Source organism: Herminiimonas sp. KBW02 (genome assembly GCF_003852535.1).
GTDB lineage: Bacteria > Pseudomonadota > Gammaproteobacteria > Burkholderiales > Burkholderiaceae_D > Oxalicibacterium.
The window spans coordinates 63,678-90,482 of the sequence record NZ_QAJP01000010.1 but is presented as its reverse complement, the minus strand read 5'-3'; the positions used below and the strand labels follow the sequence as shown (position 1 = coordinate 90,482).

The 26,805-nt window shown below is 53.3% G+C and carries 19 protein-coding genes and 1 tRNA gene; 12 read left to right on the top strand and 8 right to left on the bottom strand.

The window, feature by feature from the left end:
- Nucleotides 1-220: 220 nt before the first annotated feature.
- The 5 genes from DBR37_RS16235 (at nucleotide 221) to DBR37_RS16215 (ending at nucleotide 10,187) form a co-directional block, all read left to right on the top strand.
- Nucleotides 221-1,120 (top strand): hypothetical protein, encoded by a 900-nt coding sequence (locus DBR37_RS16235; protein WP_124575524.1) that lies wholly within the window; start codon nucleotides 221-223, stop codon nucleotides 1,118-1,120.
- Nucleotides 1,121-1,438: 318 nt separating this feature from the next.
- A complete protein-coding gene (locus DBR37_RS16230) occupies nucleotides 1,439-8,947 on the top strand; it encodes a hemagglutinin repeat-containing protein (protein ID WP_124575523.1) in 7,509 nt (2,502 codons plus the stop codon).
- Nucleotides 8,934-9,275: a hypothetical protein gene (locus DBR37_RS16225; RefSeq protein ID WP_124575522.1), complete on the top strand. Its 342-nt coding sequence runs from the start codon at nucleotides 8,934-8,936 to the stop codon at nucleotides 9,273-9,275. Before DBR37_RS16230 ends, DBR37_RS16225 begins: the two co-directional genes overlap by 14 nt.
- A gap of 57 nt (nucleotides 9,276-9,332) precedes the next feature.
- Nucleotides 9,333-9,584: a hypothetical protein gene (locus DBR37_RS17330; protein ID WP_233588412.1), complete on the top strand. Its 252-nt coding sequence runs from the start codon at nucleotides 9,333-9,335 to the stop codon at nucleotides 9,582-9,584.
- 24 nt (nucleotides 9,585-9,608) lie between these two features.
- Nucleotides 9,609-10,187 carry a hypothetical protein gene (locus DBR37_RS16215; RefSeq protein ID WP_124575521.1) on the top strand — a complete coding sequence of 193 codons (579 nt, stop codon included), beginning with the start codon at nucleotides 9,609-9,611 and terminating at the stop codon, nucleotides 10,185-10,187.
- 378 nt (nucleotides 10,188-10,565) lie between these two features.
- Here the strand turns inward: DBR37_RS16215 and DBR37_RS16210 are convergent.
- The 3 genes from DBR37_RS16210 to mutL all read right to left on the bottom strand — a co-directional run bounded on the left by DBR37_RS16210 (nucleotide 10,566) and on the right by mutL (nucleotide 13,526).
- Nucleotides 10,566-10,642: transfer RNA gene (locus DBR37_RS16210), tRNA-Met, on the bottom strand.
- Nucleotides 10,643-10,738: 96 nt separating this feature from the next.
- Nucleotides 10,739-11,683, bottom strand: coding sequence for a tRNA (adenosine(37)-N6)-dimethylallyltransferase MiaA (gene miaA, locus DBR37_RS16205; protein ID WP_124575520.1), 945 nt, complete (start codon nucleotides 11,681-11,683; stop codon nucleotides 10,739-10,741).
- A gap of 1 nt (nucleotide 11,684) precedes the next feature.
- Nucleotides 11,685-13,526, bottom strand: a complete 1,842-nt coding sequence (gene mutL, locus DBR37_RS16200) for a DNA mismatch repair endonuclease MutL (protein ID WP_124575519.1) — start codon at nucleotides 13,524-13,526, stop codon at nucleotides 11,685-11,687.
- A 126-nt stretch (nucleotides 13,527-13,652) separates the two neighbouring features.
- Between mutL and DBR37_RS16195 the strand changes: the two genes are divergently transcribed.
- Nucleotides 13,653-14,297: a VTT domain-containing protein gene (locus DBR37_RS16195; RefSeq protein WP_124575518.1), complete on the top strand. Its 645-nt coding sequence runs from the start codon at nucleotides 13,653-13,655 to the stop codon at nucleotides 14,295-14,297.
- Between the two features lie 52 nt (nucleotides 14,298-14,349).
- Here DBR37_RS16195 and DBR37_RS16190 read toward each other — a convergent pair whose 3' ends face one another.
- The 5 genes from DBR37_RS16190 to DBR37_RS16170 all read right to left on the bottom strand — a co-directional run bounded on the left by DBR37_RS16190 (nucleotide 14,350) and on the right by DBR37_RS16170 (nucleotide 19,995).
- Nucleotides 14,350-15,654, bottom strand: a complete 1,305-nt coding sequence (locus DBR37_RS16190; RefSeq protein WP_124575517.1) for an N-acetylmuramoyl-L-alanine amidase — start codon at nucleotides 15,652-15,654, stop codon at nucleotides 14,350-14,352.
- Complete coding sequence (gene tsaE / locus DBR37_RS16185; RefSeq protein WP_124575516.1) at nucleotides 15,618-16,103, bottom strand: tRNA (adenosine(37)-N6)-threonylcarbamoyltransferase complex ATPase subunit type 1 TsaE; 486 nt, start codon at nucleotides 16,101-16,103, stop codon at nucleotides 15,618-15,620. Before tsaE ends, DBR37_RS16190 begins: the two co-directional genes overlap by 37 nt.
- 178 nt (nucleotides 16,104-16,281) lie before the next feature.
- A complete protein-coding gene (locus DBR37_RS16180; RefSeq protein ID WP_124575515.1) occupies nucleotides 16,282-17,172 on the bottom strand; it encodes an AEC family transporter in 891 nt (296 codons plus the stop codon).
- Nucleotides 17,173-17,263: 91 nt separating this feature from the next.
- Nucleotides 17,264-17,857, bottom strand: a complete 594-nt coding sequence (locus DBR37_RS16175) for a response regulator transcription factor (RefSeq protein ID WP_124575514.1) — start codon at nucleotides 17,855-17,857, stop codon at nucleotides 17,264-17,266.
- Between the two features lie 101 nt (nucleotides 17,858-17,958).
- Nucleotides 17,959-19,995 carry an ATP-binding protein gene (locus DBR37_RS16170; protein ID WP_124575513.1) on the bottom strand — a complete coding sequence of 679 codons (2,037 nt, stop codon included), beginning with the start codon at nucleotides 19,993-19,995 and terminating at the stop codon, nucleotides 17,959-17,961.
- 252 nt (nucleotides 19,996-20,247) lie between these two features.
- Between DBR37_RS16170 and DBR37_RS16165 the strand changes: the two genes are divergently transcribed.
- The 6 genes from DBR37_RS16165 to xerD all read left to right on the top strand — a co-directional run bounded on the left by DBR37_RS16165 (nucleotide 20,248) and on the right by xerD (nucleotide 26,784).
- Nucleotides 20,248-21,267, top strand: a complete 1,020-nt coding sequence (locus DBR37_RS16165; protein ID WP_370454267.1) for a DctP family TRAP transporter solute-binding subunit — start codon at nucleotides 20,248-20,250, stop codon at nucleotides 21,265-21,267.
- 419 nt (nucleotides 21,268-21,686) lie between these two features.
- A complete protein-coding gene (locus DBR37_RS16160; protein ID WP_124575511.1) occupies nucleotides 21,687-22,664 on the top strand; it encodes a tripartite tricarboxylate transporter substrate binding protein BugD in 978 nt (325 codons plus the stop codon).
- Nucleotides 22,665-22,842: 178 nt separating this feature from the next.
- Complete coding sequence (locus tag DBR37_RS16155; RefSeq protein WP_124575510.1) at nucleotides 22,843-23,304, top strand: tripartite tricarboxylate transporter TctB family protein; 462 nt, start codon at nucleotides 22,843-22,845, stop codon at nucleotides 23,302-23,304.
- 12 nt (nucleotides 23,305-23,316) lie between these two features.
- Nucleotides 23,317-24,819: a tripartite tricarboxylate transporter permease gene (locus DBR37_RS16150; protein WP_124575509.1), complete on the top strand. Its 1,503-nt coding sequence runs from the start codon at nucleotides 23,317-23,319 to the stop codon at nucleotides 24,817-24,819.
- A gap of 547 nt (nucleotides 24,820-25,366) precedes the next feature.
- The gene (locus DBR37_RS16145; protein ID WP_124575508.1) at nucleotides 25,367-25,879 is read left to right on the top strand and encodes a methylated-DNA--[protein]-cysteine S-methyltransferase; all 513 of its coding nucleotides are present in this window, start codon (nucleotides 25,367-25,369) and stop codon (nucleotides 25,877-25,879) included.
- The gene (gene xerD, locus DBR37_RS16140; RefSeq protein WP_124575507.1) at nucleotides 25,879-26,784 is read left to right on the top strand and encodes a site-specific tyrosine recombinase XerD; all 906 of its coding nucleotides are present in this window, start codon (nucleotides 25,879-25,881) and stop codon (nucleotides 26,782-26,784) included. The genes DBR37_RS16145 and xerD overlap by 1 nt, the downstream gene beginning before the upstream one ends.
- The last annotated feature ends 21 nt before the right edge of the window (nucleotides 26,785-26,805 follow it).

The following is a 26,805-nucleotide window of genomic DNA, read 5'->3' as shown; positions in this document are numbered from 1 at the left end:
ATTTAAGTATAACCAGAAAAATCGCAAATAAAATGCTGCTGCATGTCGTGCGGTGCGAACTAAGTTCTGAGTCTAATCACATGCTTCTCATGAGTAATTGAGAACTGTCCGGCACGTTTCGTGAAGCGCTTGAGTTAGTGTCATTCGATCATTTATTTCGGACTGGTGTCACCAGGCACGTATGCGACTGTCGTCTTTTTGCTCTCAGCTGATACTTCTTATGCTATCTATCCATGCGTCAACGCAGGCACAGATCAGGGTGCCAACCCAGGATCACGTCCGTGCCGCGTTTCGTACCGAAGAAGCGCGCATCATGTATGACCGGGCCGCGATGGCGCCCGGTGCGGAACCGCAGGACTTTGGTACGCCGCTGCCTGTTACTTACGATAGGGATAGCCTGCTGCAACAGTTGGCATCCGGGCAGCCGACAGAATTATTGGCGACTGCTGGTGTGTTGCGTTGGTCGCAACGTCCGGACATGTATCTGGCCATGGTTTGCCTCGCACCGCGTGCGGAAACGGCAGAACGCTACCGTATGTTTGTGATGCATGGCTGCGATGCAGACTCGCAAGAAGTACAGGACAAGATGTCTTTATGGTTGGGTGTGTTTAGCAAGCGTCCCGGTGCGTCGCCGGTACTGGTGGCACGTAGCCATGAAGCTGTGTCTGTTCCCGTCAGTTGGGCGAACTCCAACATACCTCAGCCGCGAGCCCTGGACCGGAGTGCGGCGCATAAGCCTGTGCTGCGATGGCCGGACAGTTGGCGACGTTTTGACTTGCAGCCTTATCTGCTGCGACCTGGCGATACAGAGCAGGGATGGGCCGTGGCTGTGCGCGCCAGCTGGGATGAAGAATATAAAGGTGGTGGTGCCAATTTTGAAATGTTGTATCTGTTCATGATGGATGGCGCAAGACTGCGTCCGGTGTTTGCGCGACCGATGGCTTTTATCAAGACGGAATCTGTTGGTGCCGGAAGTGAGCGTGCGGTATCGGAAACGGTGAATATGCTGACCGTGCTACCGGAGATGCGGGATGGTTATGCTGATATCGAACTGCGCGAACGTAACGGGACGTGGAAGCGGGTTTTCAAATGGTCGTCAGTGACGGGGATGTATGAATGACGTTCATGCTTCTCCGGCGGTTTGAGCTATCAGCCAATTAGATTCGCATTATTCGAATTTGTCCTGATTCGAGGTGTGCGCGATAGATATCGTCTTCGCTTGAGATAAGTTCCTTTGTAGTTCCTTTGTAGTTCCTTTGTAGTTACTTTATTACTCCCCTTCGTTGATGTTGTCATACGCATTCTTGGTTCGCGTTGATGCGTACTTCATGTTTAGGACGCATGCGTAGATAAAAAAGCGAAGGGTTTTAATTTTGCAATGCGTTGAGACGTATTGCGGCGGTACCTACATATTGAATAAATCAGGCAAGAGGCAGGCATGAACAAGCACCTATATCGCATCGTCTTTAATAAAACGCGCGGCATCATGATGGCGGTCGCAGAGAATGTAGCTGCGCAATGTAAGGGCGATGCCGCATCATCTGCGCCTGGCGTGTTTAAACCGACGATGGAACAGATTTGCTTGCAGCTAAAATCGATATCTTTCGCTGCCAAACTGACTGCGGGTGTCATGACAGTCATCATGCCTGTTGCCCATGCGCAGATCGTCGCAGATCCAGGTGCACCGAATAATCAACGTCCGACCATAGTGCAAACAGCGAATGGTCTGCCGCAAGTCAACATCCAGGCACCATCTGCCGCAGGCGTATCGCGTAATACCTACAGCCAGTTCGACGTGCAGAGCAATGGTGCCATACTCAACAACAGCCGGGACAATGTGCTCACGCAAACCGGCGGCTGGGTACAGGGTAATCCTTGGCTGTCGGGTAGTGCCGCACGTGTGATCCTGAATGAAGTCAACTCCAGCAACCCGAGCCATTTGCGTGGCTACGTCGAAGTCGCAGGTCAGAAAGCGGAAGTCATCATCGCCAATCCGGCAGGCATACAAATCAATGGTGGTGGCTTCATCAATGCTGATCGCGTCACCCTCACGACGGGAACTGCAACAAGCAATCCGGTCAACAACGGATCACTGGAAAGCTACCGCATCACGCAAGGCGCCATCAGCGTCGAAGGCCTGGGGCTGGATACGCGTGGTGCGACTTACACCGACATCCTGGCCAGGTCAGTACAAGTCAATGCGGGTATCTGGGCGAATAAACTAAAAATCGTAACAGGTGCGAATGAAGTCGGCATCAACAGCGCTGATTATCCGGGCAACGTGGCGCAAGGTATTACCTCCATTACAGGTATGGGGCCGGTTCCGCAATTCAGTCTTGATGTTGCGGCACTGGGTGGCATGTACGCTGGCCACATCTATCTGGTCGGCAGTGAAAGCGGTATGGGTGTACGTAACCAGGGCGCTATCAATGCGAACGGCGGCAACCTGGTGTTGCTATCGAACGGTTTCCTCACGAATGAGGGCGCTATACAGGCTGCATCGTCAAATGGTAGTGGTGGCAAGCTGCATATCGAGACAACCGGCAATATCAGCAACAGTGGCGCGAAGGCGGTGATCAGTGCGCAAGATCAGGCCGATATTGTGACGACTGGTGAGCTACTTAACACTGCCGATGCGCGTATAGATGCAAATAATAATCTTACGATTACTGCAGACACACTGAGCAATGCTGGCAAGCTGGCTGCCGCAGATCGCCTCGTAGTCAAAGTCTCAAATATCGACAACGCAGCGACTGGAGAAATAGCAGCTAAGACTACCGTTGTTACTGCCACAAACAATATCAGCAATCGTGGCTTGATAGACGGTGCGGAAACCGTTCTGCGTGCAGATCAACTCGACAACATAGGCACTGGCCGCATCTATGGTGATCAACTCGCGATTGCTGCGAATACACTTAATAACGACAGTGAAACCTTAGCCAATCTGCGTTCTGATGCCCTCATTGCTGCCCGCCAGCGTATGGATCTGGGTGTAGGCACGCTTAACAATCGGGATGGTTCTCTACTCTTCAGCGCGGGAACTGATGCAACCGCACTGAACATAGGCCGCAGCCTGGATGCGCAAGCACATGCGACCGGCACGGCAGATGTCGTCACCAACCAGGCTGCGACGATAGAGTCGATGGGCGGCTTGGTCATCACGGCAAGCAAGATCAATAACCTGAATCCTGACTTCAGTACACGTACCGATACTACGAGCGAATCTGCGTCCGGGCATTACATACGTTTGGGCGGAACGCGATATCTGGAAAACGAACTAGGTCGTTGTTTCAAATGTGCGTCAGATAGATTTGATGATGGAGAGCCGGGACGTTACCGTCTTGAATATGTCAGGCCTAGTAGTGTTTATCCATTTGAGAAGGGGTACTCACGTGTTCCCTATCAGCTAGTTGCATATGAGACCGTATATGATCCTATGGAGGGTAACACCACCATCCAGGTTCCTTATGACTATCCGAGTGACAGTCCTGTATGGAAGCTCTTCGGTGTAGCGGTGGATGATCAGGTAACGCTCAGAAGCAGGCTTCTGAGTTACAACCGCGATTTGATATCACGCGGTTATCGTGACTTCTATCAAATCTGGGTGACAAGCAAGCAAATCGTAGAAACGGTTGTAGATAATCCGGGCACACCAGCGAAAATCATTGCTGGTGGTTCCATGACACTTGTAAGTGATCAGATCCTTAACGACAACAGTCGCATCTTGGCCGGCGGCGACCTGAATATTTCAGGTGGCAAACTGACCAACACAGAGACGCAGGGGAGTCGCCAGGTAACTGAGTACGGCACGATAAGAGGCGACAACGTTGAATATAAACCGTACCGCTTGCGCGTTGGTTATTTTGGGACGGGCTCGTATGTAGAAGTCGTTGAAAGCGTCACAACCAAACTGGATACCTCCGTCGCGCAGGGCAATGCCAGTGTCTCCGGATCAGGCGCACAGGTTATAGGGCCGCGGAAGCCACCGAGCAGCAGCCTGCTCATCCTCAATCCTGATCCGAACGACAGCCACATCTATAAAGGTGATCCACGCCTCTACAACAAGCAGCAATGGCTCTCCAGCGATTACATGCTGCAGCAGCTCAACACCGATCCCAACACTATACAAAAGCGCCTGGGCGATGGTTTCTATGAGCAAATGCTCATCCGCGAACAAATCGCGGAGCTGACGGGGCGCAGATTCCTCGATGGCTATGCCAATGACGAAGCGCAGTATCAAGCTTTAATGCGGGCTGGTACTGCCTATGCCAAGCAATGGGAGCTAGTGCCAGGCGTCAGCCTCACGCCTGCGCAGATGGCAGTGCTTACCAGTGACATTGTCTGGCTGGTCGCACAAGAAGTCGTGCTGCCGGATGGCAGTATCACCACAGCCTTGGTGCCACAGGTCTACGTCAAGCCGAGATCAGGCGACCTCTCTGGTGGAGGTTCATTGTTAGCAGGTCAGAACGTCAACATCCAGCTCAGTGGCGACCTCAAGAACAGTGGCACCATCGCTGGTCGTAATGTCATGCAAATCAAGGCCGACAACGTGCACAACCTTGCAGACATAGCGGGTAAGACCGTTGAAGTAACAGCACAGCAAGACATACGCAATCAAGGTGGACGCGTGCTTGCGCAGGATAGCCTGAATGCAAATGCAGGCAGGGATCTCATTCTTGAAAGTACGACTAGCACGGGCACCGCTTCGTCGGGCCGTTCCAGCAGTAGTCTCACCCAGATAGACCGCGTGGCAGGACTGTACGTAACGGGCGAGAAAGGCATACTGGTTGCGAGTGCAGGTAATGACTTCAGCGTGCTCGCAGGCGTGTTGTCCAGCAAGGGAGATATACAGGCTACCGCAGGTAACAATGTGAACCTGGGTACGGTAGAGACCGCGTACAACAGCGATCTCACCGCCAATGCGCGCAACTACATACGCGAATCAGGGGCGACTGAAGTAGGCAGCCAAATCACTTCAGGTGGCAAGGCGACTATTTCAGCCGGAAATAATCTCACCGCGACCGCTGCAAATGTAAATTCCAAGGAAGATCTGCGTGTCAGCGCAACGGGAGATATTCAGATTGCGGAAGGTCGCGCGACCAGTCAGAGCGATGAAGCGCGCTATGCGAAGAAAAAAAGTTTTGCCTCCTCGCACAGCACTGAGAGTCGTGTACAAACTGATAGGAATACCTCTATCAGCAGCAACTTCAGCGGCAAGGACGTATCGCTTACCTCCGGTAGCGATACTGTCATCCGTGGCTCCAAAGTCATTGCCAGTGGCGATGTGACGGTGATCGCAGCGAAAGAGCTCACTATAGAAAACGCTACCAATGCCAGTCAGTCGAGTAGTTTCTCTGCCAGCAAAAACGGCAGCCTGGTCTCACGCAAAAGTAACAAAGGCACCGCCGATACCTTTGATACACAGGTAGTCAGTAGTTCGATTGCAGGCAAGAACGTCACACTGACCGCAGGCAATGATGCAGCGCTGCTCGGCAGCCACGTCAATGCTGTGCAAGACGTCAAACTCAGCGCAGGTCAGGACGTCAAAATCGCGGCCGCCACTGAGCAGCACAACATCTCGCAGGTCAGCGAAAGAAAGAGATCGGGTTTATCCGGCAGCGCACAGACTGGTGTCTCGGTTGGTAGCAGTAAAACCAGGCAAACCTTGGATCAACAGAGCGAAACGGCGATCTCATCCAGTGTCTCCGGAAGCAATGTGCAAATCGACGCCAAGCGCGACGCAGACATAGTCGGTAGTGCGGTATTGGCTGACAAGGACATCAACATAAGCGCCGGCCGCAACATCAATATCGATGTCGTCAACGAAGCGCAGAGCACGACCAGCACCAGCAAGAGCTCCAGCACCAGCATAGGGTTGATGCCAAGTCTGAGCGGCAGCATGACCATCCTTGGCACCACCGCCGACAAACAAAATGGTCAGGCAGATGGGCAGCGCGCTGTAACCAGCTTGCTATCGGCCAATAAGGGCAACCTCAGCATGATTGCCGGGAACGCTGGTACGCGGGATGCGACCATCACCACACGCGGTGCGGATTTGCTGGCAGGCAAAGCTATCATACTCGCAGCAGATCGCATCGATTTGCTAGCCGCTCGCGACACCAGCAGTAGTAGTCACCAGGCAGAAAGTAAAAGCTTCACAGTCGGTAGCAAACCTGCAGGACAAGTCGGCAGCCTCATCTATGGCGCGGTCGAAGCTGCGATGGCTGCGAACAAAGGCAGCGGTAACGACAGACTGGACAATGCGCTGGCATTAAAAGCAGGTTACGACAGCTACAAAGCCTTTGAAAAAGGTGCCGCGTTTGCCAAGAGCGCCAAAGACGCAGCAACTGACCTGGCAAATGCAGATCCAGGTGGCTCCGCCTTTGGTGTCTCGGTCACTGTCGGTAGCTCCAAATCGAGCAGCAGTAGCAGTACCGCGGACACGCGAGTAACAGGTACTAACCTGCAAGCCAAATCCATAGACCTGACCGCGCGTCAGACTGACATCGCCATGGAAGGCGCCAAGCTGCAGGCCGAAACCATCAACCTCGAAGCCAGGCGCGATGTCACACTGCTGGCTGCAGCTAACACCAGTGCGATGCAAAGCACAAACAAATCATCAAGCGCCAGTGTCGGCGCTACCTTTGGTGTTGGCCAGCAAAGTGGCATCAGCTTCCAGGCAGGTATGCAACAAGGCAAGGGCAGTGCCAAGGGTGATGAAACCACCTACGACAACACACTCATCACTGCGACCGACAAACTCAGCGTCAAGAGTGGCAAGGACACCACCTTAAAAGGAGCGCAGCTCGCGGCGAAGCAAGTTCAGATGGAAGTAGGCCGTGACCTTACGATAGAAACCCTGCAGGATCGCAGCCAATACCAAAGCGAACAAAAAAGCAGCGGCTTCGGCGTCAGCGTCTGCATCCCGCCGTTTTGTGTTGGTACCAGCTCGGTATCTGTCAACACCAGCAAGCAAAGCATCAAGCACGGTTACGTCAGCACGCAGGGTCAAAGCGGTATCGCAGTGGGTGGTGGTGGCTTCGACATCAAAGTCGGCAGCACTACGGAACTCATTGCGGCAGCTATCACTAGTACAGCTGACAAAACGAAGAACACCCTCAGCACCAGTAGCTTGAGCAGCAGCGATCTCAGCAACTCGCAAAGCACCGCCACCAAAAGCAAAAGCTTCAGTGGCACTGCCGTAGTAGGAACAGGTGCAACGGTCCAAAACAACCTCACAAAACTAGGCAACGACACTTCTCTCAACCTTCTGGGTAATGCGGCTGCAAAAAAAGCACTACCTAAAAACAGCAGTGAGCAAAGCCAGACCCTCAGCGTCATCAGTCCGGCCAACATCACCATCACTGGCAGCGACACGGAGCAGAATGTGCTAAGTCAGCAAACGGCGGAAGAGCTCACCAACCGTGATGCATCGACGGCCAACGGCGCACTCAGCAATACGCTCACACTGCAGCAAGCAGCCGAGCTGGAGAAAAAGATGCAGAAGGCGCGCCTGGAGGAGCAGGCGGCGCGCATCATGGGTGATATAGGCCAAAGAATGGCGGAAGACGTCGGTACCTACGCTGCTAACAAAGTAACGACGCTAAGGAAGGACGCGAAAGAAGCAGGTGATGCTGGTAATACGGAGAGAGCGGATGAACTCAGAGCAGAAGCGAAGAAGTGGGACGAAGGCGGTGCGTATCGGGTTGCCTTGCATGTAGTTGTGGGTGGTTTGACTGGTGGTACTAGTGGTGCACTGGGCGCTGGTGCTGCAGCAAGTGCAGCGCCATTGTTAGAACAACTTCAGAAGAACGTTGTTGCCGCACTAAAAGAAGCAGGTGCCAGCGACACTGTTGCAAATGCAGCGGGACAAGTCGTTACACAAGCTGCAGCAGCAGGAGTCGGTGCTGCGGCTGCGGGCGGTAACGTTGCCGGTGCTGGATCGGCAATGAATGTTGATATTAATAATCGACAGCTGCATCCCAAAGAAATTGATTGGATAAAAGAAAATGCAGCCAAATATGCCGCAGAGAAGGGGATCTCTGTAGAGCTGGCTGAAAGACTATTGGCGGAACAAGCATTTCGACAAGTGCAGTTTGGTGCAGAAGGTGATCGTGCCTCGTGGGATGTCAGCGCTTCAGAATTTTTACGCAAAGCGGGGCAACAGATTTTGCCTGGCGACCTCAATATGCCTGGTCAGAATGTTGGTCATATGTTTTTTGCCGGTCCGGAGCAAAGAGCTAATGACAGCATGTATTTGGCGAGCACCGTTTTGTATGCGGATTTTTATAAGAAAAATGGCCTTCAACAGCCTACGCTAGAGCAGCTAACGGAAGCAGCACAGCGTAGTGGTTATATTCTTTCCAATTTAAATGTTGCAACTAAAGCTGCATTAGGAGTTTCCGCTTCAGCGACTTTGGCGGGCCTTAGCCCTGCCATGTTGCTATGGGCTTTAAATAATCCTTTTGCTGCTTCACAGGCAGGAATTATTACTGCGGAGACTGCAGCTGCTATTGTTAGTGGCGCTGTAACGCCTTCTGGCTTATTACAACAAGTAAGCAATCTAAAAACTGCTCGTATCGTTTATGAGAAACTTGCTGTAGCAGCTATGCAAAATCCGATGAGCGACGAAGTGGTATTGGGGCGTTTCATTTTCGGTAGTTCTAAGTCATATGAACAGATTGCTCAAGCTCGCGGAGCTACGTATTATGAAGTGGCAGCTTGGGACGCGATGATGAAAGAGCTGGGAAGAGAAAGGATGTGGGAGATTAATAAATCTTTCCTCGATAAGGCGATTGCAGAAGGGAAGAAAATTGTTTTTACTAGTGATCCAAGAGTGATTTCACAAACGGCACCTGTGTCATTTACTAATAGAGAGATTTCGTATTTGGAGTCTAAAGGTTATAAATTTATAAAAGATGGAGAAATATATCGTGCAGTTAGATAAGGATAGAGAAATTCTGGACGGTTTGGATCTAATGAATTTACTCGTTGAATATTATCGTTCCAGAAAGCGTTTTTTTTTATCACTTGGGGGCAAGGATAGAGATGGCGGATTTTCTTCTTGCATCCTGATTGATCGAAAACATGCTATAGAATATTTTGTGGCAACGGATCATCGAAATTTTTATTCGACGGTCTCTCTTGGAATTGGGCCGGTATATGTGGGTCTAAATTGGTTGGTAGATGAACCATTTCAATCAAGAATAAAAATGGGGAACACAGTTAAAGACCTGGAAGAAAATCTTTCTTTATTAGATGAGTACTTACATTGATTCTTTCGTGACTCAAGAAATACTAAGGTCAGCCATGCAGAGCAAAGTGGAGAAAAAGTGGAAAGCCGTAAGAAGTTTGAATTTGTAAGATGGGTTCATCATATGTTGTTATTCTTTTTAAGTGCTGCTTGCATAGTAGTACTTAGCGAATTAGTGATTGGACCAATCTTTCAATGGTTTCTTCACGGTATTCCCTATACTTTCCCTGGCTGGAATCGTGCTGGTCGTATGGTTTTACTTGTTCTCTTCATAGGTTTTTTTGCCGGTACGATAAGTTGGTACTACGAGAAGCGCAGTTCGGGCCGTTGAGTTTTTATTTTGAAATGTCTGTAAATGCATAAAAAACTTCTGTTTCTAATAGCCGCAGCTTTTCTCTTGAGCGGCTGTAACACACTCAAACAAAACGTTGTTGTCACTGAGCCTACAGCCGGAGAGCGCGCAAGAGTCCGGGTCGTTATACAAGATATCGATTATCGTGGAGTGCGTGCTTATCCAAACAGTGCATGCGTGAATGATAAATTGCCAGGAAACGGCATGGTAGCCAATGTTCAAATGGCTATTGGATTTGAAAAGAATCTGAACAATAAGAAAATAGGCATGCCTGAGACGGCACATTCTGTTGACAAGAATTTTGTCACTTCAGAGATTTATGTCGCTGCTAATGAACCGATTACATTCAGGTTTCTCAAGCCAAATACAGTGCTTAAAGGCGGGGCTTATGACATCGTTCTTAAGGATGGTTGCTATATGAAAAAGACCTTGATCCCCGAGCCTGACGCTGATTATGAGCTGATCTTTACCGACGTTCCGCAATGTCTGGCGACGGCGCATAAGATAGTAAAGACTAACGAGTCCATGACGATGGTGCCGGTTGAGTATAAGGATACGACTGACTGCGGAAGAAAGAGATAAACGATCAGATGGTCGATGATTAAAATGCCTGGCACGTTCCAGGTATTTTTGTCTTGCCTGAATGCAAGGGAGGCGATATCGAATACCAAAGCGAACAAAAAAGCAGCGGTTTCGGGGGGCAGTTTATGTATACCGGCGTTCTGTTCTGGTGCCAGTTCCGTATCCGTCAACGTCAGCAAGCAAATGTAATGATTCACATTGAACTACGCGAACTTACCGGGATGTGTGAGTGAGCACCGTACAGCGGATGACAGCATAGGTTTTTCAGATACCAACTGAACGGCCGCGCCGGAAAGAGACAGACAACAAAAAACCCGCTTCGGCCGGGGCTGAAAGCGGGTTTTTGTAAAGTTCAGGATTGCTCCCGAAACATGTTCTTGGTGGTGATAGGTGGACTTGAACCACCGACCCCAGCATTATGAGTGCTGTGCTCTAACCAACTGAGCTATATCACCAGATAGCCGAAAATTATCGCGTTTTTGGCATTCCCTGTCAATATCCAAATTCCATTACTTGCTGAATATTCGTTAAAAATATTGTGGAATTTGCAATCAGCCCTGATTTTGCGCCGTTTCTATTTGTTGCAGGATGCTGCCAGTCGCATCCGGCGCCAGGCAATCGATGATGTGGCGGTCGTCCATGGAGCGCAGCCAGGTGAGTTGTCGTTTCGCCAGTTGACGGGTGGCAGCAATGCCGCGTTCGCGTAATTCTGCCAGGCCGTAAGCGCCATCCAGATATTCCCAGCTTTGACGATAGCCTACGCAGCGCATCGATGGCAGGCCCAGATGCAGGTCGCCACGTGCGCGCAGTGCTTTGACTTCATCCAGCAGGGCACCGCCTTTCAGCATCGCGTCGAAGCGCGTGGCGATACGTGTATGCAGGACGCTGCGATCGGATGGTTCCAGTGCGATGGGCAGTAGCGTAAACGGCAGTTCGGTTTTCGGCGCCTGCGCCAGCAAGGCCGACATCGGTTGGCCTGTGAGCGCAATGATTTCCAGTGCGCGTTGTATGCGTTGCGAGTCGTTCGGTTTCAGGCGCTCGGCAGTAATGGGATCGAGTGCCGCCAGTTTGGCATGCATCGCAGGCGAGCCGATTGCTGCAGCTTCCGCATCCAGCTCTGCGCGCAGTGCGGCATCTGCCTGCGGCAGCGCGTCCAGCCCGTCTTTCAAACCTTTGAAGTACAGCATGGTGCCGCCGACCAGCAGCGGTAGTTTGCCGCGCGCATGGATGTCTGCGGCCAGGCGGATCGCATCCTGACGGAATTGCATCACTGAATACGATTCCAGCGGATCGAGGATGTCGATCAGGTGGTGCGGTACTTGCGCCAGTTCTGCTGCGGTGGGCTTGGCCGTGCCTATGTCCATCTCGCGATACACGAGTGCAGAATCGACGGAGATGATTTCTGCCGGGATGCGTTCTGCGATAGCCAGTGCGGCGGCAGTTTTGCCGGATGCGGTCGGCCCCATGATGGAGACGACCAGTGGTTTAGCCGACATCTTAACGTCCGCGCTCGAAGAGTTTGTCGAGATCGGACAGGCCCAGTTGCACCCAGGTCGGACGACCATGATTGCACTGATCGGCACGCTCGGTGGCTTCCATCTGGCGCAGCAACGCATTCATTTCCGGCACGGTCAGCATGCGGTTGGCGCGTACTGCGGTATGGCAGGCCAGCGTGCCGAGCAATTCATTGCGTCTTTCCACCAGCACGCGTGAGCCGCCGTATTCGCGTACATCGCGCAAGACGTCACGCGCCAGCGATTGTGCATCGGCGTTCCTGAGCAAGGTCGGTACTGCGCGTATTGCGAGCGTGGTCGGCGACATGACGGCGATATCAAAGCCCAGCGATTCCAAGGTTTCTTTGCTGTCTTCGGCGGTACCGACTTCGACGTCGTCGGCATAGAAGGTGATCGGAATCAACAGCGGTTGCACTTGCATCGCATTGTCATCCAACGCGTTCTTCAGTTGCTCGTAGAGTATGCGTTCATGGGCCGCATGCATATCGACCAGCGCCAGGCCCTTGGTGTTTTGCGCGAGGATGAAGATGCCGTGCAGCTGGGCCAGTGCAAAGCCGAGCGGGAATTCTTCGTCGGACATGGCTTGCGCTGCAGCGCCGTTGAATACGGGCAGGGATGGTGCGCTGCCATTGCTGCTATCTGAAGCAGCCGCGTCCGTATTAAACAAGGCGCCATAATTCGCCGTCGTTTGCGCAACGCCGTATTGCTGCTGGAATTGCGGCGCAAATGTGGTTTGCTGCGCATCGCGCAACCATGGCAATGCGCCGGACGGTGCCGGCGTCGGTGACGGTACGGCGCCGAAAGCAGTCGCTGAAGTTTGCGCCAGTGCACGGCTGACCGCATGGAAGACGAATTGATGTACGGCGCGGCTATCGCGGAAACGCACTTCGATTTTCGATGGATGCACGTTGACGTCAACCAGGGCCGGATCCAGATCCAGACTGATGACATAAGACGGGTAGCGGTCACCGTGCAGCACATCCTGATACGCAGAGCGCACGGCATGCATCAATAATTTGTCGCGTACGAAACGGCCGTTGACATAGAAATATTGCGCATCGCCGCGCGCCTTGGACGCTGTCGGCAAGCCGATATAACCGTGCAGGTGCAGAGGGCCTGCGGTTTCTTCCAGCGGCAGGCGTGCACCGGAGAACTCACTGCCGAGGATGTGTGCGCTGCGCTTGGCGATGTCATTCACCGACCAGTGATCGACGGTCTTGCCGTTGTGTGTCAGTGAGAACGCGACGTCCGGGCGCGACAGCGCAATGCGGCGCACAACTTCTGCGCAATGGCCGAATTCGGTTTGTTCTGTTTTCAGAAACTTCCGTCGTGCTGGCGTATTGAAGTACAGGTCCTGTACATCGACGGTGGTGCCGGTTGAGCCGGACGATGGCGCGACGGTGTTTTTTTGATCGCTGCCTTGCACGCCGCTGATTTCCCATGCGTGCTGTGCGTCTGCCGTACGCGAAGTCAGCGTGAGTTGCGAGACGGATGCAATCGAAGCCAGTGCTTCACCGCGAAAGCCTAGTGTTCCTACATTTTCCAGTTCGTTCAGCGAATTGATCTTTGATGTCGCGTGGCGCGCCAGCGCCAGTGGCAATTGTTCCGGAGCAATGCCGCGGCCGTTGTCGGTAATCGCGATACGCTTCACGCCACCTTGTTCCAGCCGGATATTGATTTGCGTGGCGCCGGCATCCAGTGCGTTTTCCAGCAATTCCTTGACGACGGCAGACGGGCGTTCGACGACCTCACCGGCGGCGATTTGCGAAATGAGTTGGTCGGAGAGTGGCTGTATCGGCCGGAAAGGTTGGGTGGTTGCGTACATGGGTAGATTATAACTTCGGATTGCATGGCCGCACGGTGCAGTGAACTGTCGGCGCTGTGCGTAGTCTTTCTACGTGCCTGCCGGCAGTGCCGCTGGTGTATCATTCTGCCGCTACCAAGGAAAATTATGGATTTCATGCAGTTCTTCGACATGATTTTGCATGTCGACAAGTATTTAGGCACTTTTATCGCGCAATACGGCATGCTGATTTACGTCGTGCTGTTTGCAATTATCTTTAGCGAAACCGGTCTGGTCGTCTTCCCCTTTCTGCCTGGCGATACCCTGCTTTTTATTGCGGGAGCATTTTGCGCGTCCGGCAGTATGAATTTATGGCTGCTGATGGCTTTGCTGATGACGGCGGCGATCCTGGGCAATACCGTGAATTACTGGATAGGGCATGCGATAGGCGAGAAAGTATTCACCCACGATTACCGCTGGCTGGACCGGGATGCCTTGCGTAAAACCCATGCTTTTTATGAAAAGCATGGTGGCAAGACCCTGATCCTCGCGCGTTTCATCCCGATCGCACGCACCTTTGCTCCGTTTATTGCCGGGGTCTCGGAAATGACTTTCTTCCGGTTCCAGTTATTTAACTGTATCGGCGCGGTACTGTGGGTAGGTTTGCTGGTGGTTGGCGGTTACCTGTTCGGTAACATTCCTATTATCCGTGATCATTTGAATACCATTGTGCTGATCGGTGTCGGTGCTGCGGCAGTGCCGGTAGCACTCGGCGCGTTGTGGAAAGTCTTGCAACGCTTCAAAAATAAATAAAATAAAAAAGGCGCTTGGTTTTCCTAAGCGCCTTTTTTTATAGTCCTTCCAGTTACATCATCCGGCCTTTCGCCAGCGGTGGGTTTTTCGCAAAGTATTTCCTGATACCTTGCGCCACCGCATCTGCCATCCGGTCCTGATAAGCATCGTCGTTCAGCTTGGCTTCCTCTTCCGGATTCGAGATGAACGCAGTTTCGATCAGGATGCTCGGGATATCCGGCGCTTTCAATACCGCAAAACCAGCTTGTTCCACTGCATTCTTGTGCAGGCGATTGACGCCACCGATTTCATTCAACACTGCTTTGCCCAGACGCAGGCTGTCATTGATCTGCGCCGTAGTGGAAAGGTCTAGCAGCACGCTGGCGAGTTGCTTGTCGTGATTCTTGATATTCGTGCCGCCGATCAGATCGGCAGCGTTTTCCTTGTTCGCCAGCCAGCGTGCGGCAGTCGAGCTCGCACCTTTTTCCGATAAGGCGAAGACCGATGAACCATTCGCCGTCGGTTGCACGAAGGCGTCCGCGTGGATAGAGACAAATAAATCAGCTTGTACCTTGCGTGCTTTTTGTACGCGTACATGCAGCGGCACGAAGTAGTCGCCGTCACGCGTCAGCATGACACGCATATTCGGATGTTGTTCCAGCTTGGCTTTGAGGCGCTTGGCGATGGACAGCACGATGTGTTTCTCATAGCTGCCGCCACGGCCTACCGCACCGGGATCTTCCCCGCCGTGGCCAGGATCCAGCGCTATCGTCAGCATGCGACTGACTTGCGGCAGGCGATCCGGTTTTGGTTCGGCAAACGGTGGTTTGACTTCGGCTACCGGCGGCGGCATGGTCGGTTCGTTCGGCTTGTCGAGCGACCACTGGCCTTTTTCTATCAGTGCGGCGATAGGATCAGGCGGATTCACCGGGTACAGATCGAACACCAGACGGTGTTGATACTTGTCTACCGGTGCCAGTGTAAACACCTGTGGATTCACTTCTTCCTTCAGGTCGAACACCAGGCGCACTACGCCGGGACGGTTCTGACCTACGCGTACCTGTTTGATATATGGATCGTTCGGCTGAATCTTCGCGATCAGGCTTTTCAGCGTCGGATTCAGGTCGATGCCTTCGACGTCCACCACCAGCCGCTCAGGGTTCTTGATGATGAAGTGATTGGTCTTCAGGTTGGCGTCGTTTTCCAGCGTGACGCGGGTGTAGTCCTCGGACGGCCATACGCGGACGGCGAGGATTTGCGAAGCGAAGGCCGGGAGCGGCGAAAACAGCGAGATCAGCAAAGTGCCGCCAGCCTTGAGGACTGTGCGACGCACTTTTGCTTTCACAGGTTTGGAGCGAATTTCAGTCGGTTCAGACATTCAACACCTTGGTCGGACAACGCTTGCAATTCTACATCACGCCCTTCGCCCGCAACTGCGAGTGAAATGCTGATATCGGGAGGTGGCAATACCGTTTCAGCCTTTTCCGGCCATTCGATAATGCAGATCGTTTGCTGATTGAAGTACTCACGGAAGCCGGCATCGAGGAATTCTTCCGCACTCGCCATCCGGTACAGGTCGAAGTGGATGACATTGACTGCTTCATCGCCGATGGTGATGGTATAGGGTTCGGCCAGTGTATAAGTCGGGCTCTTGACGTGGCCGGTATGACCCAGCGCATGCAGCAGGGCGCGCGTCAATGCGGTTTTTCCGGCGCCCAGGTCGCCGTGCAGATAGATGGTCAGGCCCGGTTGCAGCGCACGCGCGAGCGATGCACCCAGTGCGAGGGTGCCAGCTTCTTCATGCAGATGGGCAGTGAAATGTTGCATTGAATAAGGGTATCCCTGAGGTTGGGCGCCGGACGATGCGCCTGATTCTTGCACTCAAGCCTGCAGCTACGATGCAATTATGTGTCCTGAGTTCAATCTTTTTTCAGGCGAGCGTATTTTATCCTGCGCACGGAGCCGCGATAGTGCTGAATCAGGTGCCCGGCAGAAAAATTCCCGCTTACTGTAGCAGCGCCAGCCACAGCGGCAGGGTCGCCATCGAAATCAGGGTGCCGGCCGAAATCAGGAAGGCTACAAACGGGCCGTTACCGCCCATGCGCACCGCCAGCACATAGGCGCTGGAGGCGGTTGGCAGCGCGGCAAACATGACGACCATTTGCAAATGCGCGTTCGATAGCCCCAGCCAGAGGCCGAGGCCGTAGGTGACCAGCGGCACGATCAGCAGTTTGACGATGATGAAGTAGGCGGCGATGCCTTTCGATGCATGCAAACCAGTCAGGCGCAGGCCGGCGCCGACCATGATCAGGCCGAGTGCGATTGAGGCATTGCCGAGGCGCGACAGGAAAGCGCCTGCCAGTTCCGGCAGATGGAAGCCGAGCAGGTTGAAGGTGACGCCGCCCAGGGTCGCCATCAGCAGCGGGTTCTTCAGCAATTCAAGCATCAGACCGCCCTTGTTCTTCACCAGCGCGTGGACGGCAGCCATATTGCACAAGGGGACGGCGAAACCGATCACCAGGCCCATCAGTGAAGTACCTTCGGCGCCGCCGAGGCGGCTGGCGATCGCCAGTGCGATATAGGAGTTGAAGCGGAATGCTGTTTGCACGCCGGACTCGAATACCATGGGTGCCGATTTGAACAGCGGTTTGGCCAGCCAGCCGAAGACGATGCCAGTGACGCAGGCAGCGATGGCGACTTGCAGGAACTGGCCGGTGGCGGCGAAGTTGATCGGCGAACGTGCGCAGGAGTAGAACAGCAGTGCCGGGAACAGCACGTAGTAAATCAGTTTCTCCATCCCGATCCAGAATTCCGCATCCCATTTGGTGACGCGGAACAGGACTGCGCCGAACAGGATCAGCATGAAGTCGGGCAGCAGGATATTGACGATATGCATGACAATCAGCGCCGGGCGCCGGAGTGGAGTAACAGTTGAGGAAAGTGCTAAGGTCACCGGGGCACGAGGTGCGCCCCGGTATGGTGTGATTTTACTTTAAGAGACGCGCCAGTTCGACTGCGGTCTTTACATTCATCTTGTCGAAGATATGCGCGCGGTGTACTTCGACCGTGCGCATGCTGATGCCCAGTTTGTCGGCGATGACTTTATTCATCTTGCCTTCCAGGATCAGGTCCAGCACTTCGCGTTCGCGACCAGACAAGGCGGCCAGGCGGGTGTGGATGGCGACACTGGCCGATGCATGCTCTGAGGAGGCGAGTGCTTCCTGGATGCGATCCATCAGCTTGTTGTCATTGAACGGCTTTTCAAAGAAATCGAAAGCACCGCGCTTCAGGGTGTCTACCGCCATCGGTACATCGCCGTGGCCAGTCAGGAAAATAACCGGGAAAGTTTGTGTCAGGCCGCGCGTGGTCAGCAAGTCGAACAATGCAACGCCGCTGACTTCCGGCATACGCACATCCAGCAATATGCATTGCCCCTGCGGGCTGGTGGCGCGTGGCATGTTATCCAGTGTGGTGAGGAAAGCCTTGCCGCTGTCATAGGCGGCGGCTGGAATGCCGCGTGACTTGGCCAGCCACATCAGCGAGTCGCGGATTACTTCTTCATCATCAATAATGTGCAGCATTAAATATCCTGTCGGTCTGCCGGGTGTTGCGTTGTATCTAAGTGATAGCAGCGTTTGCGTCGCTGGTATAAGTGTCAAAAATATATCAAAAGGATATTCTTTTATCTTTGGTTTGCACGCATTGTCGTTTCGATCAAGCGATTTTGCAATGTCGGAAGTGAAAAACGGAAGATGGTGCCGCCGCCCGGATTGTCTGTATGCGTGAGCGTGCCACCGTGGAATTCTATTGCAGTACGGCAAATGCTCAGGCCCATACCCATCCCGTCGGCCTTGGTTGAAAAGAACGGCGAATACAGGCGCTCGGCAACTTCCGGCGGGATGCCGTGACCCTGGTCGCTGATCGAGACCACAACGTTCGGCGGTATCGCATCATCGACTGCGGCGGCGATACGCAGCACGCGTTTTTCCGGCGCGATGCCTTGCATCGATTCGATTGCATTGCGTGTCAGGTTGAGCAGCACTTGTTCCAGCAAGACGTGATCGGCCAGTACGGAAGGCAGGTTGTCCGGAATATCGATCTTGATGAAGACGAAGTATTTTTGTGCCTGCAGTTCGACCAGCGGCGCGACGTTATCGATTAATTCTTCGATGGTCACAGCGGTACGCATAGGTTCGCGTTTTTTCACGAAGGTATGGACGCTGCGTATGATTTGCCCGGCGCGTTGCGCTTGCGCCTGTGCTTTCTCCAGCGCGTGCGTCAGCATGTCGATATTGACTTCAGCTTCCTTGGATTTATCACGTTCCAGCATATTCAGCGCACCGGTGGTGTAGCTGGAAATCGCCGCCAGCGGCTGGTTCAGCTCATGTGCCAGGGTCGATGCAATCTCACCCATGGTGGCCAGACGTGCACTGGCCTGCAGTTTTTCTTCCTGCTGCCGGTTCAGGTCTTCGACCCGTTTGCGGTCGGAAATGTCGAGGATGGAACCCATCCAGCCGGTTTGCGCGCCGGTATTGTCGACCAGCGGCGATTCAAAAATCAGTACCGGTATGCGACGCCCGTCAGAGTGCTGGAAGATGGTTTCAAAGCCTTGCGGATTGGCGGTGCCAGCTGCGACTTGCGAGAAATGGCGCTGATATTCAGTGCGCGCTTCCGGTGCCCAGTAAGGCATAGGAGGCAGATGGCCGACGATTTCTTCGGCTGGCATCCCGACCATTTGCGAGAACGCCGGGTTTACATAGGTCACGCGACCTTCGAGGTCACGTGCGCGCAAACCGGTGATCAGCGAGTTCTCCATCGCGGTACGGAAGGCGATTTGTTCACGCAATGCGGTTTCTGCTGCCAGCCGTCGATTAATATCGCGCCACAGCGCGATCAAACTCCAGGCCAGACCCAGCGAGAGCAGGATGACGGTGTCGACCAGCAAACTCGGTAGCAGCTTCGGTGCGCTCTTGATACTGTTGGTGCTGAGTTTGAGCGAGAGTCCGGCCAGATTCAGTGCGCGCCGGTGTGTATAAACACCGCGACCGGCACCACCGGATGCACGCTTGTGAATGATGACGTCGTTGATGTCCGTCAGCGCAATCTCATTGTCCTGGGCAAACCACCACGGCACCATATCGTCCAGGATGCTGGATGCGAGGTAGCTGGCGATGATGCTGCCTATATACTTGTTGCCGACAAAAAGCGGGACGTGATAGTCGATCATCACCGGGCCGCTGATATCGGTGGCCGGTTGGCTGTAGAGCGGAGTGCGGGTCGTGCGCGCACGCTCGTACGCGCGTTTCGACGGCGCTGACAGCTCATTGAAGCTGATCAGCGTTTCATCGGTCGAGGTCAGCAACTTGCCGTCTGCATCGAGCTGGATGATGCGATGGATTTCGTGATTGTTGCGAATCAGGCCTTCCATCCGGTCCAGCAAGCGCTTGCCGACCAGATAGCCGGATACAATCTCGGAACCCATCAGGCCCAGGCTCTCTTCGTTGCGTTGCAGCTGGAAGCGTATGGTTTGCTCGACCCACAGGGAGTCGGCAATCAATTGTTCCTGGCGTTCGGCGGCTTCCTGCTGCTTCTCATGCAGCGGCAGCCAGATCAGCGTGGTCAGGAACAGCAGCGCCAGGAATAATGGAGCAAGCCAACGCCACGCTTGTTTGCGACTTGGAAAACCGAAGCTTGGTGAGCGGGTTTGATTTGGTATCATAAATAACTAAATAAAAAACCGACCATACTATTTACATAAAAAGCGCAGCTTCAGAAGCATGTATTGCGCCGGAATAGTCTGTGTCGATTTTTTGCTGTTCTATTCAGCATTACATTCAAATTAAAAAATGCTGGTGTATTGCGAGCGCGTATAACCCATTTACTGCGACACAGGATGTGGATAACCACAGTTGTGACGCTTAAGGTGACTGCGCATAGTATCAACCCGAATTTGAGATCTCCTGATCGTGCGATGAAATTAGCAACAAAACTGCATCTGTTTATGCTTGGTTTGGCATTATCGCTGACCAGCGTAATTGTATCCGCGCAAACGACCACTGTAATTAAATTCAGTCACGTTTCTCCGGCCGACAGCCCGAAAGGCAAGGCGGCGCTACGTTTCAAGGAATTGGTGGAACGCAATAGCCAGCGCCGGATCCGGGTCGACGTCTATCCGAATAACCTGCTCTACAAAGAAACCGACGAACTGGAAGCGCTGCAATTGGGTGCAGTACAGATGCTGGCGCCGTCCCTGGCCAAGCTGGCCCAGTTCGGCGTCCAGGATTTCGAGGTATTTGATTTGCCGTTTGCCTTTACTGATAAGGAATCAGTCGCGCGCGTGACAGAAGGCCCGATCGGCAAAACCCTGCTGCGCAAGCTGGATTCCAAGGGCATGGTCGGCCTCGCCTACTGGAATAACGGTTTCAAAATCATGTCGGGCAATAAATTGCTGCGCGTCCCATCTGATTTCTCCGGCCTGGCGATGCGCATCCACTCTTCCAAAGTCTTGTCCTGGCAGATGGAAGCACTCGGCGCCATTCCATTGATACTGGATGCGCACGAAGTGTATCCGGCCTTGCAAGGTGGTGTTGTTGACGGTGCAGAGACCTCACCTGTTAATTTTTACGCAAGAAAATGGTATGAAGTGCAGAGCAATGTGACCATTTCCAACCATGGCTATCTGGGTAGTGCAGTGGTTGTGAACAAGAAGTTCTGGGATGGCTTGCCTTCCGATTTGCGTAATACGATAGATCTCGCGATGCGCGAAGCGACTGTGTATGGCAACAATCTGGCGGAAGAAGAGAATGCCGCGGCACTGCAGGCGATCAAAAAATTAAAGAAGGTCAAAGTGTATACGCTGACCGAACAGGAAACCGAAGCCTGGCGGCAGGCCCTGCTGCCGGTACATAAACTGCTGGAAGGCCGCATCGGCAAAGCGATTGTGTACGGCGTCACACGCGATGCTGATCTGCGTCGTAATAATCCACGCTAAACATTCATTAGTAATAGATAAGCGACATTAGTTAACGCATGCAATATGATTGTTTTTCATATTGCGTATGCGGAAATGTATCGATAATGTGAATTCTTGTTTCGCCGCACAGGTATATCAGTGATATGCGTTATGACGGGTGTAAATTGCCACGAATCTTTCTTGCAGACGGTCTATAAAATCGTTTAGTCTTGTCCCCGCAAGTTTGGTGAAAGGTTCGGTAAGTATGATCAGCCCCCTTGGATTAGTTTGGGGCATACTACCCCGAAGGGTTCAAGCTGTTTTCTTCGTGCATTTTTATATTGAGCCACTATCCTCGTATCGCTTTATTTGCGATTTTGTTAGGATGAACAAACGGCTGGCAAAGATTAGTCCGGTTGTAGTTTTTCCAATAATTATTAAATCAGGAGACACGTCACATGAAACATAAATTTCTGAAATCGGTTGCTGGCCTGGCGATGTTCGCGAGTGCGTTTGCCTATGCCCAAACACCTTACCCAACCAAGCCGATCACGATGATCGTGCCGTTTGCTGCGGGTGGTCCGACCGATACAGTGGCGCGTCTGGTTGCGCAATCGATGGGCAACACACTGAAACAAACCGTATTGGTTGAAAACGTCGGCGGCGCCGGCGGCACAATTGGTGCAGCACGCGTTGCGAAATCCGCACCGGACGGCTACACCCTGTTCCTGCACCACATCGGTCAATCGACAGCGCCTTCGCTGTATCGCAAACTGAGCTACAACGCAGTAGATGATTTCGAGCCTATCGGCCTGATCACCGACGTACCGATGACTTTCATCGCGCGCGGCGACTTCCCGGCGAAAGACCTGAAAGAATTGCTGGCCTACGTTAAAGCCAACAAATCCAAAGTAACTTACGCCAATGCAGGCGTTGGTTCGGCTTCGCACTTGTGCGGTATGTTGTTCATGACAGCAATCGACACTGAACTGACCACTGTTCCTTACAAAGGTACTGGTCCGGCAATGAACGATTTGCTCGGCGGTCAGGTTGATTTCATGTGCGATCAAACCACCAACACCACCAGCCAGATCAAAGGCGGCAAAATCAAGGCTTACGCGGTCACCACAAAAACGCGCGTACCTTCACTGCCTAACCTGCCAACCATGAACGAAGCTGGCTTGCCAGGCTTTGAAGTTGCTGTGTGGCATGGTTTGTATGCTCCTAAGAGCACACCAAAACCTATCATCGACAAACTGGAACACGCTTTGCAAGTCGCTTTGAAAGATCCGACAGTCAAGCAACGTTTCGCTGATCTGGGTACCGAGCCGGTTGCTGAAAACCGCGCAACACCAGAAGCACTGCGTGCACACCTGAAAGCGGAAATCGCCAAGTGGGCACCAATTATCAAGAAGGCTGGCGTCTACGCTGACTGATAACTCCATGCAGTAAATTTAAAAATGACGAGATACGCGCAGGTGTATCTCGTCATTTCAGTAAGTGGACCGGTAAATTCGCACCCACCGGGACAATGCAGGACAGAAAGTTTTTGTTCGACGTTTGATGTTTGTTATTCGACGTTGAGCCATCTGGTTTTTAGAGAAGGGGAGCAACTTGTTATCATTCATCCGACATCCCAAGGACTTTTGGACTGGGGTTATTTTTATCTGTATCGGTCTGGCCGCCGTCGTCATCGGCCGCGATTACAACATGGGTACCGCAGGCAAAATGGGTCCCGCTTATTTCCCTACCATCCTTGGCGGCTTGCTGACTCTGATCGGCCTGGCGGCATCGGTACGTTCTTTCTTCCGTGACGGCGAGCCGATCGGGAAGTTTGCCGTCAAAGAAACAATTTTGATCCTGACCGGCGTCTTGCTGTTCGGTTTCCTGGTGCGTGGTGCCGGCCTGGTGGCCGCAGTATTTGCGATCATCATGTTCAGCGCATATGCCAGTTCAAAATTCAAATGGGTTCCGGCGATTGCGCTGGCCATAGGTGCTGCCGTGTTTGCGGTAGTGGTGTTCGTCGAATTGCTCGGCTTGCCGATTGCAATTATTGGCCCATGGTTTGGCGGTTAAAAAGGTACTCATATGGAATTATTCACTAATCTGGCGCTGGGTTTTGATACTGCAATGTCCTTGCAGAATCTGGCGTACTGTCTGGCCGGGGTATTCCTCGGTACCGCTGTCGGCGTGTTGCCTGGTCTGGGTCCTGTGGCCACGATCGCAATGTTGTTGCCGGCGACTTTTGCCTTGCCTCCGATTTCCGCACTGATCATGCTCGCTGGTATTTACTACGGTGCCCAGTACGGTGGCTCAACCACTGCGATTCTGGTCAATCTGCCCGGGGAATCATCCTCGGTGGTGACGGCGATCGACGGATATCAGATGGCGCGTAACGGGCGAGCAGGCAAGGCGCTGGCAACAGCGGCTATCGGCTCCTTCTTTGCCGGTACCGTGGCGACCATTCTGCTGGCATTGTTTGCACCGCCACTGGCTGACCTCGCATTGAAATTCGGTCCTGCCGAATACTTCTCGCTGATGGTGCTGGGTCTGGTTGCTTCCGTCGTTCTGGCCAGCGGCTCGCTGCTCAATGCGATCGGTATGGTGATCCTCGGTCTGTTGCTTGGTCTGGTTGGTTCCGACGTTAACTCGGGTGCGGCACGTTATACCTTCGACTTGCCGGAACTGGCAGACGGTATCAACTTCGTGATCGTGGCAATGGGTATGTTCGGTATCGGCGAAATCATCCGCAACCTCGAACATGAAGAAACCCGTTCGCTGTTGATGAAGAAAGTATCCGGCCTGATGCTGACCAAGGATGACTTCAAGCGCATCATCGCTCCTGTTTTGCGTGGTACTGCGCTCGGTTCGGCGCTGGGTATCCTGCCGGGCGGCGGCGCGATGCTGGCGTCGTTTGCAGCGTATTCGATTGAGAAGAAAGTATCGAAAAACTCGGCAGAATTCGGTAAGGGTGCTATCGAAGGTGTGGCTGCTCCTGAATCGGCGAACAACGCCGGTGCGCAGACTTCGTTCATTCCTATGCTGACTTTGGGTATCCCTTCGAATCCGGTGATGGCGCTGATGATCGGCGCGATGATCATTCAGGGTATCCAGCCAGGTCCGGCGGTGATGACCGAGCAACCAACCTTGTTCTGGGGTTTGATTGCGTCGATGTGGATTGGTAACTTCTTCCTCATCGTGCTGAATCTGCCGATGATCGGTTTGTGGGTGCGCATGATTACCGTGCCTTACCATCACCTGTTCCCGGCCATTCTGCTGTTCTGCGCGATCGGTGTATTCAGCCTGAATAATAGCGACTTCGATATTTACCTGATGGCCTTGTTTGGTTTGTTTGGTTATATCTGCGCCAAGCTGGATGCGGAACCTGCACCTATGCTGCTGGGCTTCATCATCGGACCGATGATGGAAGAGTATCTGCGTCGTGCATTGCTGTTGTCGCGCAGCGATCCGTTGGTGTTTGTCCAGCGTCCGATCAGCGCAACCATGCTGGCAGTTGCCGTATTGGCGATGGCAGTAGTGTTGATGCCGGCCTTGCGCAAAAAACGCGAAGAAGCATTCAAGGAAGACTAAAGACACGGCCGCTGCCTGTTGCAGGCAGCAGGCTGGTAAGTCGAGGAGACCTGTGTTTGATGATGCTGTGAGGGTAGTCAGTCACAGCCGGGAACGCAGAGCAGGATTCAGGGGCGCATCGTCAGATGCGCCCTTTTTATTTGTAGCTACCTACAATAAATGCTGAAAACTTGTCAAAAATATTATTGCGGGTCTGGCGAAAAACGTTGTTAAAAAACCTAGCACAGGCGGTTTTCCTCGGCTATTATCCGATCCAGATGAGTGCTTGATTTATGCGGGATAGCTTCCTATAATCACCCCACTTTGGTGCAAGGCCCGGCCGGCACCAGCATAAGCAGGCAGTACAGGATAGTCAGGATAGATAGCAGGAGACAGATACACACACGGCATCGATGCCGGATAGTAGGGGAGACCTGTATCAATAAAAGCGGCGATAGCTGATGCTATACGCGGCGAGGGTACAGTGGAGGTATTTGAGGGCGCATCGCGAGATGCGCCTTTTTTGTTTTATGCTTAGGCCATTGCTTTTTTTTACCTATCCATCGCCATGCAACAGAATGCAGCACAATCCCTGTTCACCGCCATCGTCGAAGCTTCCTTCGGCGCCATCGGCATACGTGTCGAAGACGGACAGGTGCGCGAGCTGGTGTACTTGCCCGCCAGCTTCCATGAAAAGGCCGCGCTTGATGCTGTATCGGAGCGCGCCGCCGTGCAAGTCGATCGTTATCTGCACGATGCGGATTTCTGCTTCGACCTGCCACTGGCTCCGATAGGCACGGCCTTCCAGAACAAAGTGTGGAAAGCGATTGCAGAAATCCCGCGCGGAGAGGTGCTGACGTATGGCGACATTGCGCGCCGCGTAAAGTCTGCACCACGTGCCGTTGGTCAGGCTTGTGGTGCGAACTGGTATCCACTGGTCATACCGTGCCATCGCGTGACCGCAGCGAATGGCCTCGGCGGTTTCTCGCATTACGATGATGAGACCAGCTTCCATGTCGGCGTCAAGCGCTGGTTGCTGGCGCATGAAAAGGTCGCAGGCTACGGGAGCCAGGGTAATTGATGAGCACTGAAGCATTGCGCAGTCAGGCCGAGATAGACGAGTTCTGCGACACCTTGTGGCTGGAAGATGGTCTCGCCAAAAATTCACTGGAAGCGTATCGCCGTGATTTGCGTCTGTTTGCCGTCTGGTTGCAGCAGGAGCGCGGCAAGCCTTTGCTGGAGGCGTATGCCGAAGATTTGAATGGTTATTTCTACGCCAAACACGCCACTACCAAAGCTACTTCATCGAACCGTCGCCTGGCCGTACTCAAGCGCTTCTATCAGCTGGCGCTGCGGCAAAACAAAATCAAGGACGATCCATGCCTGCACCTGCGCTCGGCCAAGCAGCCGCCACGCATGCCCAAGACTTTGTCGGAAGCACAGGTGGAGGCTTTGCTGGCGGCACCGGATATCAACACGCCACTGGGTTTGCGTGACCGCACCATGCTGGAGTTGATGTACGCCAGCGGTTTGCGGGTGACCGAGCTGGTCTTGCTGAAATCGGTCGAAGTCGGCATGAACGAGGGCGTGCTGCGCGTCACAGGCAAGGGCGGTAAAACGCGTCTGATTCCGTTTGGCGAAGAAGCGCGGGCGTGGATAGAGCGCTACCTGAAGGAAGCGCGTGGCGTGATCCTGGATGGCCAGACAGACGATGCCTTGTTCGTGACTGCACGTGGCGGGGCGATGACGCGTCAGATGTTCTGGACCCTGATCAAGAAGCATGCGCTGGTCGCCAATATCAATGCACCGCTGTCACCGCATACCCTGCGTCATGCATTTGCCACCCATTTGCTGAATCACGGAGCGGATCTGCGTGTCGTGCAGCTTTTGCTGGGTCATTCCGATATTTCCACTACGCAAATCTATACCCACGTCGCGCGCGAGCGTTTGAAACGCCTGCATCAGATGCATCATCCGCGCGGCTAGGAGGGGCGGCCGGAATCAGCC

Coding starts and splice junctions, on each gene's coding strand:
- DBR37_RS16195 (WP_124575518.1), top strand. CDS start 13,653: ATGGATTTCATGCAGTTCTTCGACATGATTTTGCATGTCGACAAGTAT.
- DBR37_RS16230 (WP_124575523.1), top strand. CDS start 1,439: ATGAACAAGCACCTATATCGCATCGTCTTTAATAAAACGCGCGGCATC.
- DBR37_RS16145 (WP_124575508.1), top strand. CDS start 25,367: ATGCAACAGAATGCAGCACAATCCCTGTTCACCGCCATCGTCGAAGCT.
- mutL (WP_124575519.1), bottom strand. CDS start 13,526: ATGTACGCAACCACCCAACCTTTCCGGCCGATACAGCCACTCTCCGAC.
- DBR37_RS16150 (WP_124575509.1), top strand. CDS start 23,317: ATGGAATTATTCACTAATCTGGCGCTGGGTTTTGATACTGCAATGTCC.
- xerD (WP_124575507.1), top strand. CDS start 25,879: ATGAGCACTGAAGCATTGCGCAGTCAGGCCGAGATAGACGAGTTCTGC.
- DBR37_RS16190 (WP_124575517.1), bottom strand. CDS start 15,654: ATGTCTGAACCGACTGAAATTCGCTCCAAACCTGTGAAAGCAAAAGTG.
- DBR37_RS16165 (WP_370454267.1), top strand. CDS start 20,248: ATGAAATTAGCAACAAAACTGCATCTGTTTATGCTTGGTTTGGCATTA.
- DBR37_RS16170 (WP_124575513.1), bottom strand. CDS start 19,995: ATGATACCAAATCAAACCCGCTCACCAAGCTTCGGTTTTCCAAGTCGC.
- miaA (WP_124575520.1), bottom strand. CDS start 11,683: ATGTCGGCTAAACCACTGGTCGTCTCCATCATGGGGCCGACCGCATCC.
- DBR37_RS16175 (WP_124575514.1), bottom strand. CDS start 17,857: ATGCTGCACATTATTGATGATGAAGAAGTAATCCGCGACTCGCTGATG.
- DBR37_RS16180 (WP_124575515.1), bottom strand. CDS start 17,172: ATGCATATCGTCAATATCCTGCTGCCCGACTTCATGCTGATCCTGTTC.
- DBR37_RS16235 (WP_124575524.1), top strand. CDS start 221: ATGCTATCTATCCATGCGTCAACGCAGGCACAGATCAGGGTGCCAACC.
- DBR37_RS16215 (WP_124575521.1), top strand. CDS start 9,609: ATGCATAAAAAACTTCTGTTTCTAATAGCCGCAGCTTTTCTCTTGAGC.
- tsaE (WP_124575516.1), bottom strand. CDS start 16,103: ATGCAACATTTCACTGCCCATCTGCATGAAGAAGCTGGCACCCTCGCA.
- DBR37_RS16160 (WP_124575511.1), top strand. CDS start 21,687: ATGAAACATAAATTTCTGAAATCGGTTGCTGGCCTGGCGATGTTCGCG.